This is a genomic window from Staphylococcus massiliensis (assembly GCF_043186315.1).
Lineage (GTDB): Bacteria > Bacillota > Bacilli > Staphylococcales > Staphylococcaceae > Staphylococcus > Staphylococcus massiliensis.
This window is the reverse complement of the sequence record NZ_CP171119.1, coordinates 64,092-77,436: the sequence shown is the minus strand read 5'-3', so window position 1 is coordinate 77,436 and position 13,345 is coordinate 64,092. Positions and strand designations below refer to the sequence as shown.

Below are 13,345 nucleotides of genomic sequence, written 5' to 3'. Positions count from 1 at the left end.
TGATTTAACAAGAAGTTTTTTGAAAATTTTTAATATTTAACTCGACATAAAGAAAAGGAGTTAAGATATTGTGAACTTAACTCCTTAACAATTTGTTGCTTATAAATAATTTATACAAATCTAACGATTATCGATCTTTTCAGGATATAAATCGTGATTCATTAAGCGATGTTCGGCCATCTTTTCGTATTTCGTTCCAGGCTTACCATAGTTCGTATAAGGGTCAATTGAAATACCGCCACGTGGCGTGAATTTGCCCCATACTTCTATATAGTGAGGATCCATTAAATCGATTAAGTCATTCATAATAATATTCATACAATCTTCATGGAAATCCCCATGATTTCTGAAGCTAAATAAATAAAGTTTCAGTGACTTAGATTCTACCATCTTAATATTAGGGATGTATGAAATATAAATGGTAGCAAAGTCTGGTTGTCCTGTGATAGGACATAGTGATGTAAATTCAGGACAATTAAATTTTACAAAGTAATCACGGTTTGGATGTTTATTATCAAATGACTCTAATAATTTTGGATCATAATCGAAATGATACGTATTGTTTTTGTTACCGAGCAATGTTAGATCGTCTAATTCGTGCTTTTCTCTACTCATGTAAACACTCCTTTAATAGTTATGAAATGCGACTTCTTCTCGCTTTTTGGAACATGTAATAACTTGCTCCTAGAATAATGACATAACCTGCAATTGCGAATGGGTCAGGTGTTTCATTAAATAAGAAGAAACCGAATACTGCTGTGAATATGATAGATGCGTATGTGAATATTGAAATGTCTTTTGCTGGCGCATAACTATAAGCAACGGTAATCCCGATCTGACCAACGGCAGCTGAAAGACCTGCACCTATTAATAATAAAATTTGTTTCGTAGTCATTGGTTCATACGTAAATATAACGAATGGAATTAATGCTATGACTGAAAAGAAAGAGAAGTAAAATACGATTGTATAAGGTTTCTCTTTAGCACTTAGTGCACGTACACAAGTATAAGCACTTGCTGCGAAAATTCCTGAAAGTAAGCCACCAATAGCTGGAATCACTGATGATGAAAATTCTGGCTTAACGATGAGTAACATCCCTAATATTGCAATAATCATAGCGATCCATTGGTATTTTCTTACCTTTTCATGGAGGAAAATTAAACTTAATAAAATCGTCCAAAATGGGTTAAGTTTCATAAGAATATCTGCGTCACTAAGTACCATATGATCAATGGCGTAAATGTTTAATAAAACGCCTAGTAATCCTAATGTTGAGCGAGAAAACAATAGTGGTTGACTTGAAAGTTTACCAAAAAATGGTTGTTTGTATTTAAGAATAAAAAACAAGGGTATAAACATAGCCACTAGGTTTCTTGCTAAAGATTTCTGAAAGACAGGTAAATCACCAGATAATCTAAAAAATACAGCCATAAAACTAAATCCGATAGCTGAAATTAAGATTGCGATAATACCTTTTAATTTTGAATTCAAACCAAAATCGCCTCAATTCTAAATTTTAACGTATCTATATTAGCATATTTGTATTTAATTTCCTATACAGTTGAAATTAATTTAAGAATAGGCTATTCTATAAATAGAACATATGTTCGATAAGCGAACAGTGATGTTTTATCGTGTTGAAGTATCGTGAAAATTTTACGTATAAAAGTGTGTTCTAAAGAAGTTTTAAATTCTGTCATAAATTCTTAGTGAGTGGATGTAGATGCAATTTCATCGCTTAATATGACAAAAGGTGACATTTTTCACTAGGTGTTTGTCTTTAAATCTAATTATGAGTTATGTATAATGAACACATAATATAGTATGAGTGATTGAAATCAAACACAATATATTGTGGTTTGGAATAAAACAAATATAGATTGGAATCACATCATTATAGTTGATTTACACCCGTTTTATTATGTTTTCAAACAAAAACTCAAACAATTTACTTCTTATTTAACAATTTTCATATACTATATGTAGTCGTGTTCGAACATACATAATTAGAATGTTAAGAAAGCAGGTGGCGATATGAAAGTTGTGTATTTTTCATTCACAGGCAATGTTAGAAGATTTATTAAGCGTACTGAAATCGAAGATACGTTCGAGATAACATCTGATAACATGCATACAAAATTAGATGAAGCTTTTATATTAGTCACGGGTACAATCGGCTTTGGGGAGGTTCCAGAACCGGTACAACAATTTTTAGACATCAATCATGCCAATCTATCAGCTGTAGCAGCGAGTGGCAATAGAAATTGGGGACAGAATTTTGCGAAAGCAGGCCGTGTTGTTGCGGATAAATATCATGTACCCTTACTTATGAAATTTGAGTTACAAGGCAATAAGCAGGACGTTATAGAATTTAAGGATAAGGTGGGCAATTTTTGATGAAGACGATGGAACAAAAAACATATAACCATATTGAACTAAATAATGAAGTTACTAAGCGTAAAGAGAATGGCTTCTTCAACCTTGAGAAGGACCAAGAAGCTTTAGAGAATTACCTGGAAGAAATTAAAGATCATACAATCTATTTTGACGATGCGATTGAGCGCTTACATTACTTAGTAGATCAGGATTTTTATTTCGATGTGTTTGAAAAGTACAGTGAAGCGGACTTAAGAGAAATTACAGATTTTGCTCAGAATTTACCTTTTACTTTTGCGAGTTACATGTCAGCAAGTAAATTCTTTAAAGATTATGCTTTAAAAACGAATGATAAAACTCAATACTTAGAGGATTATAAAGAACACGTTGTCATCGTTTCTTTATATTTAGCTGATGGTCATAAAGCGACAGCTAAGCAATTTATCCAAGCGATGATTGAACAACGTTATCAACCTGCAACACCTACATTCTTAAATGCAGGTCGTGCACGTCGTGGCGAACTTGTTTCATGTTTCTTACTTGAAGTAGACGATAGCTTAAATTCTATTAACTTTATCGACTCTACAGCTAAACAATTAAGTAAAATTGGCGGCGGTGTTGCAATCAACTTATCTAAATTACGTGCTAGAGGTGAGGCGATTAAAGGCATTAAAGGTGTAGCTAAAGGTGTGCTACCAGTAGCTAAATCCTTAGAAGGTGGCTTTAGTTATGCCGATCAACTTGGTCAACGTCCAGGTGCTGGTGCGGTTTATCTCAATATCTTCCATTATGATGTTGAAGAGTTCTTAGATACAAAAAAGGTAAACGCAGATGAAGATTTACGTCTATCTACAATTTCAACAGGATTAATTGTACCTTCTAAATTCTTTGATCTTGCGAAAGAAGGTAAGGACTTCTATATGTTCGCACCACACACTGTTGAACGTGAATATGGTGTAACACTAGATGATATTAATATTGATGATTACTACGATAAACTTGTTGAGAATCCTAATATCATGAAAAAAGCAAAAGATGCTCGTGAGATGTTAAACATTATTGCTCAAACGCAATTACAATCTGGTTATCCTTACCTTATGTTCAAGGATAATGCGAATAAAGTACATGCTAACTCTAATATTGGTCAAATCAAAATGAGTAATTTATGTACAGAAATCTTCCAATTACAAGAAACTTCAATTATAAATGATTACGGTATTGAAGATGAAATTAAACGAGATATTTCTTGTAACCTTGGTTCTATGAACATCGTGAATGTTATGGAATCAGGCAAGTTTAGAGATTCAGTTCATACTGGTATGGATGCATTAACTTTTGTAAGTGATGAAGCAAATATTCAAAACGCACCTGGCGTTAAAAAGGCTAACAGTGAACTTCACTCAGTAGGTTTAGGTGTTATGAACCTTCATGGTTATTTAGCGAAAAACCATATTAATTATGAATCTGAAGAAGCGAAAGACTTCGCGAATACGTTCTTCATGATGATGAACTATTATTCAATCGAACGTTCTATGCAAATTGCAAAAGACCGTCAAGAAAAATATGTAGGCTTTGAAGATTCAGATTACGCAAGCGGTGAGTATTTCAATCGTTATACTGAAAATGATTTTTCACCAAAATATGATAAAGTTAAAGCTTTATTCGAAGGTTTAGATATTCCAACTACAGAAGATTGGAAAGCACTAGCAGAAAAAGTTAAAGAACATGGCTTATACCATGCTTATCGTTTAGCAATTGCGCCGACACAAAGTATTTCATATGTTCAAAATGCTACAAGCTCAGTGATGCCAATTGTAGACCAGATTGAACGTCGTACTTACGGCAATGCTGAAACATTTTATCCAATGCCATTCTTATCACCTCAAACGATGTGGTATTACAAGTCAGCATTCAATACTGACCAAATGAAATTAATTGATTTAATCGCAACAATTCAAACGCACGTTGACCAAGGTATCTCAACGATTCTTTACGTGAATTCTGAGATTTCTACACGTGAATTATCACGTTTATATGTATATGCACACTACAAAGGGTTAAAATCTCTTTACTATACACGTAACAAATTATTAAGCGTAGATGAATGTACAAGTTGTGCCATTTAAATAGATAGAAATAGTAACATCCATTTTGAAAATGGGTGTTCTATTTTAGCGATAAATGATCGTAATATATTAAACAAACGTTATATCAGTCTTTTAATTAAGAATGAATTGAAGTGCCTAACGAAATAGAAATTTAAATGAATGGAGAATTAAAATGATTGCTGTCAATTGGAATACACAAGAAGATATGACGAATATGTTCTGGAGACAAAATATCTCACAAATGTGGGTTGAAACAGAATTCAAAGTATCAAAAGACATTGCGAGCTGGAAAACTTTAACAGATGATGAACAGAATGCTTTTAAAAAAGCTTTAGCAGGATTAACAGGTTTAGATACGCATCAAGCAGATGATGGCATGCCTTTAATTATGATGCATACGAAAGATTTACGTAAAAAAGCAGTGTATTCATTTATGGCTATGATGGAACAAATTCATGCGAAAAGTTATTCTCATATCTTCACGACTTTACTTCCATCTAGTGAGACTAATGAATTACTTGATAAATGGGTTTTAGAAGAGCCTCATTTAAAATATAAATCAGATAAAATCGTTTCAAACTACCATAAATTATGGTGTAAAGATGCCTCCATCTATGATCAATATATGGCACGTGTCTCAAGTGTATTTTTAGAAACATTTTTATTCTATTCTGGTTTCTACTATCCACTATACTTAGCTGGACAAGGTAGAATGACGACTTCAGGTGAAATCATCAGAAAGATTCTTTTAGATGAATCTATTCACGGTGTATTCACTGGTTTAGATGCTCAAAGTCTACGTAATGAATTATCAGAGAGCGAAAAACAAAAAGCTGATCAACAAATGTATAAATTATTAGATGAACTATATAAAAACGAAGTGAGTTATACAAAAGGACTTTATGACGCTATTGGTTTAACTGAAGATGTTTTAAATTATGTACGTTATAACGGTAATAAAGCTTTATCAAACCTAGGTTTTGAACCTTACTTTGAAGAACGTGAATTCAACCCAATTATTGAAAATGCGCTAGATACGTCTACTAAAAACCATGACTTCTTCTCAGTAAAAGGTGATGGCTATACGCTAGCGTTAAATGTTGAAGCGTTACAAGATGAAGACTTTAACTTTGATGATAAATAAAACTTACATTGTTGCTTGTAAGAGTTAGTATAATTAGGAGTTATTCTAATTGTGCTAACTCTTTTTTTTATTAAATTTGGCTTAACTTAGCGGTAGTGCTTTTAAAAAAAGAGATATAAAAATTTAAGCGATGAAATCGTAATTAATGAAATGTATTACGTATTAAATTTAAATCATATTAAAGTATTTAACACTTTAAATAATAATAAAAAGAATTTTACATTCATTTAATAGTAATATTTGTAATATTATAGTAACATTCGTAATGTAAAAGAAATCAAAGGAGTGTAATTATGAAAAAATCAAATTTATTTGTTTCGTCACTTTTAGCATCAACAGTTTTATTTACAGGGGTATCAGGGACTATGGAAGCAGCGGAAGATCATCAAGCTACAAATGAAGACCAAGCACATACACAAACACAAGCATCTCAAGGTCAACGTCCATATGGCGGTGTTGTTCCTAAAGGTATGACTGAAGCTCAGTACCAAGAATTAGAAAACAATGTACCTCATTATGGTCATGAAACAGCTGAATCATTCTCTCATGCAGTAGATAGAGAAACGCAACGTATCGCAGATGAATATAAAGTTACAATTTACGCACCTAATAAAACATACAAACCCCAAATTAGACCTTGGTATGCATACAAAGGTCATACAAGCTATGATTCTAGCTTTATCGTTGAGTCGACATTCGTTAATGCAGTTAAGCACAACAATGTGACGCTAAACGGTTACAAAATCAATATGGTTACGCCTAAAGAATCAGAACCTATGGCTATTAAAAATGTTGCAGATACACAAATTACAAACTTCGATGACGCAGGTATGCCACACATCGCAAACTTCGATGTTAAGAAAGGTCAAATTAGTAAACAAGATATCATTAAAGCTTATGGTCAACCAGCTCAAGTAAAAGAAGGTGAAAACAACCAATTCAGTATGACTTACAACATTGATGACGCGATTATTAGTTTCAACTTCGATGCGAATGGTTACGTTCAAAAAGGTCACTTAGGTATTTAATCACAAAACTCAATAAGATATGAGCATTGCAGGTTAGACGAATGTCTAGCCTGCTTTTTTATTAACAAAATCTTAACAAAAGTTAAATAAAGTATTGATTTATGTGAGGAAAGTGATAAAATTTAATTGAAATTGATTATCATTTGCAAAATACATCACATTGAAAGAGGATTCTATTATGAAATTACTAATGAATGGTTGGCTTTTGTGCATCGTGTTAATCATTTGTTCGGTGACATCACTCTTTGTTGGCGTTCATCAGCTGGATGTCACACACATCCCATCATGGTCGCATGAAGAGTGGAATATTTTATATGCAAGTCGCATTCCCAGAACGATGAGTATCATCATTTGTGGAAGTAGCTTAGCTTTAGCAGGTTTAATCATGCAACAAATGCTTCAAAATAAATTTGTTAGTCCGACTACTGCAGGCACAATGGAGTGGGCGAAGTTTGGTATTTTAATTTCATTAATATTAATTCCTACTTCAAGCAGGCTATTGAAGCTTATTTTAGCGATATGTTTCAGTTTGTTAGGTACTTTTCTATTTGTAAGGTTAGTTGAATTGATTAAGTTTAAAGATGTGATCTTTGTGCCGCTCTTAGGCATCATGATGGGCGCTGTTGTGTCGAGTTTTACAAATTTCTTTGCATTGCGTACCAATGCGGTTCAAAGTTTAGGTAACTGGATGCATGGTAACTTTGCAATTATAACGAGTGGCAGATATGAAGTACTCTATCTAAGTATTCCAATTTTAGTTTTAACTTACATATTTGCGAACCAATTTACGATTGCTGGTATGGGTAAAGATTTTAGCCAAAATCTCGGTCTTAATTATCAATTTATTATTAATCTAGGGCTTTTCTTTACGTCGATTATCACGGCACTCGTTGTGGTAACGGTTGGAACTTTACCTTTCTTAGGATTGATTGTTCCGAATATTGTTTCTATTTTCAAAGGGGACCATTTAAAAGCAGCGCTGCCACATACAGCAATGTTAGGTGCTATATTTGTGCTGATTTCTGATGTGATCGGTCGTCTTGTCGTGTATCCATACGAAGTGAATATTGGTCTCACGATAGGTGTATTTGGAACGGTGATATTTATTATGTTATTGATTCGAGGTCGACGTCATGAAACTACTTGAGAAAAAGAAAAAACTGATACTGCTTGTTGCGGTCACACTTATAATCAGCATTGCTTACTTATTTATAGGACTCGATTTCGAAATATTTGAATACCAATTTTCAAGTCGAGTACGGAAGCTTGTCTTAATGTTATTTGTAGGTGCTGCAATCGCCACTTCGGTAACGATTTTTCAAGCCATAACCGTTAACCGATTATTAACACCGTCTATTATGGGACTTGATGCAGTTTACATATTTATTAAGGTTCTTCTGATTTTTGTATTCGGTGTGCAATCATTTTGGAATACGAATATTTACGCGAATTTTATCATTACTGTATTTGTCATGATGTTATTTGCGCTCATATTATTTCAAGTTATCTTCAAGACATTTCAATTCTCAGTTTATATGATCTTATTGATGGGCGTTGTTATGGGAACTTTCTTTAAAAGTATAACGGGCTTTATTGAATTATTGATTAATCCCGAGGACTTTTTGCAAATACAAAGTGCAATGTTCGCAAGTTTCGATGCTTCCAATTCAAAGCTGGTATTACTTTCGGCAATCATTTTGATTATGATCATACTATCTATCGTACGCTTATTACCGACTTTAGACGTCTTACTGCTTGGTAAAGCCCATGCGATAAACTTAGGTATACGTTATGAAGTATTCACACGACTCTTGATGATACTTGTCGCAATCCTTGTATCCATATCTACCGCACTCGTTGGTCCAATCACATTTCTTGGACTCATGACGATTAATATTGCGCATGAATTTATGAAAACGTATGAACATAAATATCTTTTACCTGTCACGATTTGTTTGAGTTGGATTGTTTTGATACTCGCGCAATTTGGCGTTGAACAGTTGTTTGAAGCGACAAATGAAGTGAGTATTCTCATCAATTTAGTAGGCGGCAGTTATTTTATCTACATTCTAGTTAAAAGGAGACACTTAGCATGATTGAAGTAAGAGGCGTTGACGTCCATATAAGAGACACTAAGATTTTAGAAGATGTAAATGTTGATATTGAAAAAGGAAAGCTTACTTCAATTATTGGTCCTAATGGTGCCGGTAAGAGTACATTCTTATCACTCATTAGTCGACTTATTGAACTCGAAAGTGGTTCAGTTCATATTGATGGCGATGCGCTTTTCAAAGTGCCGACAAACGAACTTGCCAAAAGGCTTTCAATTTTAAAGCAAGCGAATCATACAGAACTGAACATTACGGTTGAGCAGCTTGTTCAATTTGGGCGTTTCCCTTATTCAAAAGGCTATTTGAAGGACGATGATCATCAAGAGGTTGACCGTGCTCTAAATCTGTTACATCTTGATGAAATTCGTCATCGAAATATCAAAACATTATCAGGCGGGCAAAAGCAACGGGCGTACATCGCAATGACGATAGCTCAGAATACGGATTATATCTTGCTTGATGAACCGTTGAACAATTTGGATATGAAACATTCTGTTCAGATTATGCAGACGTTGAAAAATCTAGCTGAATATTTAAATAAGACAATTATTATTGTGATTCATGATATTAACTTTGCGTCATGTTATTCAGATAATATTATTGCTTTTAAAAAAGGGCGAATTGTACATGAAGGAACGAAAGACGATGTTATTGATTCCAAGATATTGTCAGAGATTTATGAAATGGATGTCTCGATACAAACGATTTCGAATCAAAAGTTCTGCATGTATTTCGAGGATAAACAATCAAGTTAGCATTATTGAAAGGAGTGATGGCGCGTTAAGAGATACGCATATAATTGTGGGGACAAGTATTTAAGAAATCAGTAGGAGTGAATTTAATGAAAAGATTAAGTTTTCTAGTCGTTATATGTTTAGCATTTTTATTAGTTGCATGTGGTAATCAATCTAGTAAGAAAGAAGAAAAAAGTAGTGAAAAAGCTTCAAGTGAGAAAACTATTAAAGTAGAGAATAACTTTAAATTACGTGATGAAAATAAAGACAGCAAAGAACAAAAGAAAGTTTCTGAAACAGTCGATGTGCCTGTTAATCCTGAGAAAGTTATCGTATTTGATTATGGTGCGTTAGATACGTTAAAAGAACTTGGTGTAAAAGATGAGATTAAAGCTTTACCTAAGGGTGAAAATAAAGAGTTATTACCAGACTTTTTAAAAGAATTTAAAGATGATAAATATGAAAATACTGGGGACTTAAAAACGATTGACTTTGATAAAGTTGCTAAAATCCAACCAGATATCATCTTCTTATCAAGTAGAACAGCTTATCAAAAGAACTTAGATGAATTTAAGAAAGCTGCGCCAAAAGCCAAAGTGGTATACATGGGTGCAGATGATAAAAATTACTTAAAATCTGTTAAAACGAATACGGATAATTTAGGAAAAATCTTTGGTAAAGAAGATAAAGCTAAGGAATTAAATCAAAAGTTAGAAGATAAAATTGCTGGTGTGAAAGCGAAAACGAAGGATTTAAAAGCTAAAGGTATGTACTTACTCGTTAACGAAGGCGAATTATCAACATACGGTCCTGGTGATCGCTTCGGTAGTCTCGTTTACGATACTTTAGGATTCACGCCTGCTGATACAGATATTAAACAAAGCCCACATGGTCAAGTTATCTCTAACGAGTATATCAACAAAATGAACCCGGACATTATATTCGCTATGGACCGCGGTCAAGCTGTAAGTGGTAAAGCGTCATCTAAAAAAGTACTAGGCAATGACGTTCTGAAAAATGTAAGTGCGATTAAGTCAGGTAAAATTATCGAACTTGATCCTAAGTTGTGGTACTTCTCAGCTGGTTCTACAACGACATCAATTATGCAGATTGAAGAATTAGAAAAAGCGTTTAAAAAATAATAGTTTGATTTATTGAGAGAGCCGAGCGTGATTTCTTAAAGGGAGTCATGCTTGGTTTTTTATTGCAGTTTGAAGCGGAGTTGGATGGTGGGTCGGTGCGGTTTATCACGTTTGAAGAATCTTGATAAACAGAAGCCCTTGGATTATCACGTTTGAAGATTCTTGATAAACAAAAGCCCTTGGATTATCACGTTTGAAGAATCTTGATAAACAAAAGCCCTTGGATTATCACGTTTAAGAAATCTTGATAAACAAAAGCCCTTGGATTATCACGTTTGAAGAATCTTGATAAACAGAAGCCGTTAGATTATCACGTTTGAAGAATCTTGATAAACAAAAGCCCTTGGATTATCACGTTTGAAGAATCTTGATAAACAGAGCCCCTTTGTTTATCACGTTTAAGAAATCTTGATAAACAGAGCCCTTGAATTATCACGTTTGAAAAGTCTTGATAAACAAAAGCCCTTGGATTATCACGTTTAAGAAATCTTGATAAACAGAGCCCCTTTGTTTATCACGTCTAGCATTTCTTGATAAACCCCAACATGTAATTAAGTGATTCAACTCAAATTTAATCATAATTTGATGTATGAAGCAATTGTGATAGAAGCTGTATCCTTAAATACTCACTTTCATTATAACCATTGCCGCCAATTAAACCTACAACACACGATACTCCCCTTAACTCAAGGTTTTCAATCTCAAAAAAGAAGCTATGAAGCACGCGCTTCATAGCCTCATCTTTAAAACACTTAACCCGCCAACTAAAAAATTAATAGCCTAAGTCAAACTACATTCTAAAGTAGTGGTGGTAATCGTATTTACAACGATTATTGAAATGGCTTTTGCAATGGGGGCATGTTTCAGTCATCATATATTCATTTATTGTGAGTTCATATCCGCAATGGCCGCATAGAATCGCGCGTTCGTCGAATTCTTCTTTAGACCATCTTCGTGTTGCATGACTTTCGTTCTCGTTATGACATTTATAACAAGGGTAATATTTACCGCAACATTTAAATTTAATCGCGATAATATCTAAGTAGGATTGATAATGAATACAACGCGTCTCATTATCAACCGTATTGCCGTAGACATTTACCATAAAATCCTGCTTTCTATTGTTCTAAATGTTCGCCAATGATACGTACTTCACGTTTCAGTTCGACGTCGAATTTCTCTTTGACAACGTCTTGAACGTGGTGGATCAGGTCTTCGTAGTCTGTCGCTGTACCGTTATCCACGTTAACCATAAAGCCGGCATGTTTCTTAGATACTTCAACGCCGCCAATACGGTGACCTTGTAAATCAGAATCTTGAATGAGTTTACCTGCGAAGTGACCTGGTGGGCGTTGGAACACACTACCGCATGAAGGGTATTCTAAAGGTTGTTTTGTTTCACGGCGTTCTGTAAGGTCTTCCATCTTCGCATTAATTTCTTCATAATCGCCAGGTTCTAGCGTGAATGCAGCCTCTAAAACGACGTAGTGCTTTTCCTGAACGATACTTTGACGATAACCTAATTTAAGATCTTCGTTAGATAGCTTGAATAAATGACCTTCATCATCAACGCATAAAGCGTAATCGATGCAGTCTTTAACTTCGCCGCCGTATGCACCAGCGTTCATATAGACAGCACCACCTACAGAGCCAGGGATACCGCAAGCGAACTCAAGTCCAGTTAAATGATTGTCGCGAGCAAGTCTTGAAACGTCGATAATCGCACGACCACTACCCGTGATAATTGAAGCGTCTGAAACTTCAACGTAGTTTAGCTCAAGTAAACTTAGTACAATGCCGCGAATACCACCTTCACGGATGATAATATTTGATCCATTACCTAAAAACGTAACGGGGATATCATGTTTATACGCATATTTCATAACGCTTTGAACGTCTTCAATTTTAGATGGAGATATGTAAAAGTCGGCCTTGCCGCCAGTTTCTGTATAGGTATAGCGTTTGAGTGGTTCATCCACTTTAATAATATCTTCCGGAATGACTTGCTTTAATTCATTTAAGATGTTGTCGTTATGCAAGACAAAAACATCCTTTCTAAAAGTTTTGATAGCTTTATTATAGCAACTATTCTAAAGTGATGTGAAATAACATGGGTTCATTTTCAATAAAATAAATTTAATGTAAAGGTTATAATCTAACTATATTTTTTTAATATTTTTGAAAAGAACTTCTCTTTTTGAATTTCGTATTGTCTTATACCAAGGTCTCTATGCTTCAAGCCTAACTTAAATGTTTCGAATTCGTGTTGAACGTCGGGATTCTCACTTAACAACCCATCTAGAAATAGGTAATGCTCAAATTGATCGGTATCGCGTTGTATAATATGAAGACGCACTTCTTGTTTCAAATCAATTAAATTATTAAAGCGTGCCATCACAACTTTCTTGCGATATTTATGATGTAGCCGATAGAATCCTACATAGTTCAAGCGCTTTTCATCGAGAGAAGTGATGTCGTGTAAACTATCCACACCAACCAATACATCTAAAATCGGCTCGGTTTGATATTGGAAATGCCTCGTGCCACCGATATGCTGTGTTGATTTAACAGGCGTATCAAGTAGGTTCATCAATACATCTCGAACTTCGTCATATGCATCAATATAAACACTCTGTTGACTTGAATCCTTACTGATAAAAGGTTGTATAGCTGAATACATGATTGACTCCTTTAAAATTCC

The 13,345-nt window shown here is 34.2% G+C and carries 13 protein-coding genes; 8 read left to right on the top strand and 5 right to left on the bottom strand.

Annotated features, from left to right (window positions below):
* Positions 1–120: 120 nt before the first annotated feature.
* Both queF and ACF3N8_RS00315 read right to left on the bottom strand, forming a co-directional pair.
* Positions 121–615: a preQ(1) synthase gene (queF, locus tag ACF3N8_RS00320; protein WP_009383102.1), complete on the bottom strand. Its 495-nt coding sequence runs from the start codon at positions 613–615 to the stop codon at positions 121–123.
* 19 nt (positions 616–634) lie between these two features.
* Complete coding sequence (locus tag ACF3N8_RS00315) at positions 635–1,492, bottom strand: DMT family transporter (RefSeq protein ID WP_009383101.1); 858 nt, start codon at positions 1,490–1,492, stop codon at positions 635–637.
* A gap of 543 nt (positions 1,493–2,035) precedes the next feature.
* Between ACF3N8_RS00315 and nrdI the strand changes: the two genes are divergently transcribed.
* The 8 genes from nrdI to ACF3N8_RS00275 all read left to right on the top strand — a co-directional run bounded on the left by nrdI (position 2,036) and on the right by ACF3N8_RS00275 (position 10,644).
* Complete coding sequence (nrdI, locus tag ACF3N8_RS00310) at positions 2,036–2,398, top strand: class Ib ribonucleoside-diphosphate reductase assembly flavoprotein NrdI (protein WP_009383100.1); 363 nt, start codon at positions 2,036–2,038, stop codon at positions 2,396–2,398.
* Positions 2,398–4,503, top strand: coding sequence for a class 1b ribonucleoside-diphosphate reductase subunit alpha (gene nrdE, locus ACF3N8_RS00305; protein WP_238101088.1), 2,106 nt, complete (start codon positions 2,398–2,400; stop codon positions 4,501–4,503). Before nrdI ends, nrdE begins: the two co-directional genes overlap by 1 nt.
* A 154-nt stretch (positions 4,504–4,657) precedes the next feature.
* A complete protein-coding gene (gene nrdF / locus ACF3N8_RS00300) occupies positions 4,658–5,629 on the top strand; it encodes a class 1b ribonucleoside-diphosphate reductase subunit beta (protein ID WP_009383098.1) in 972 nt (323 codons plus the stop codon).
* A gap of 293 nt (positions 5,630–5,922) precedes the next feature.
* A complete protein-coding gene (locus tag ACF3N8_RS00295; RefSeq protein ID WP_009383097.1) occupies positions 5,923–6,657 on the top strand; it encodes a hypothetical protein in 735 nt (244 codons plus the stop codon).
* 178 nt (positions 6,658–6,835) lie between these two features.
* Positions 6,836–7,804: an ABC transporter permease gene (locus ACF3N8_RS00290; RefSeq protein WP_039990764.1), complete on the top strand. Its 969-nt coding sequence runs from the start codon at positions 6,836–6,838 to the stop codon at positions 7,802–7,804.
* The gene (locus ACF3N8_RS00285; protein WP_009383095.1) at positions 7,791–8,753 is read left to right on the top strand and encodes an iron chelate uptake ABC transporter family permease subunit; all 963 of its coding nucleotides are present in this window, start codon (positions 7,791–7,793) and stop codon (positions 8,751–8,753) included. The genes ACF3N8_RS00290 and ACF3N8_RS00285 overlap by 14 nt, the downstream gene beginning before the upstream one ends.
* A complete protein-coding gene (locus ACF3N8_RS00280; protein ID WP_009383094.1) occupies positions 8,750–9,523 on the top strand; it encodes an ABC transporter ATP-binding protein in 774 nt (257 codons plus the stop codon). Before ACF3N8_RS00285 ends, ACF3N8_RS00280 begins: the two co-directional genes overlap by 4 nt.
* An 86-nt stretch (positions 9,524–9,609) precedes the next feature.
* Positions 9,610–10,644, top strand: coding sequence for a siderophore ABC transporter substrate-binding protein (locus ACF3N8_RS00275; protein ID WP_017176638.1), 1,035 nt, complete (start codon positions 9,610–9,612; stop codon positions 10,642–10,644).
* Positions 10,645–11,434: 790 nt separating this feature from the next.
* On the opposite strand, the gene ACF3N8_RS00270 is transcribed toward ACF3N8_RS00275, so the two are convergent.
* The 3 genes from ACF3N8_RS00270 to ACF3N8_RS00260 form a co-directional block, all read right to left on the bottom strand.
* The gene (locus tag ACF3N8_RS00270) at positions 11,435–11,749 is read right to left on the bottom strand and encodes a CHY zinc finger protein (RefSeq protein ID WP_009383090.1); all 315 of its coding nucleotides are present in this window, start codon (positions 11,747–11,749) and stop codon (positions 11,435–11,437) included.
* 13 nt (positions 11,750–11,762) lie between these two features.
* Positions 11,763–12,683: a UDP-N-acetylmuramate dehydrogenase gene (gene murB / locus ACF3N8_RS00265; protein ID WP_009383088.1), complete on the bottom strand. Its 921-nt coding sequence runs from the start codon at positions 12,681–12,683 to the stop codon at positions 11,763–11,765.
* 116 nt (positions 12,684–12,799) lie between these two features.
* Positions 12,800–13,324 carry a GrpB family protein gene (locus tag ACF3N8_RS00260; protein WP_009383087.1) on the bottom strand — a complete coding sequence of 175 codons (525 nt, stop codon included), beginning with the start codon at positions 13,322–13,324 and terminating at the stop codon, positions 12,800–12,802.
* Between the last annotated feature and the right edge of the window lie 21 nt (positions 13,325–13,345).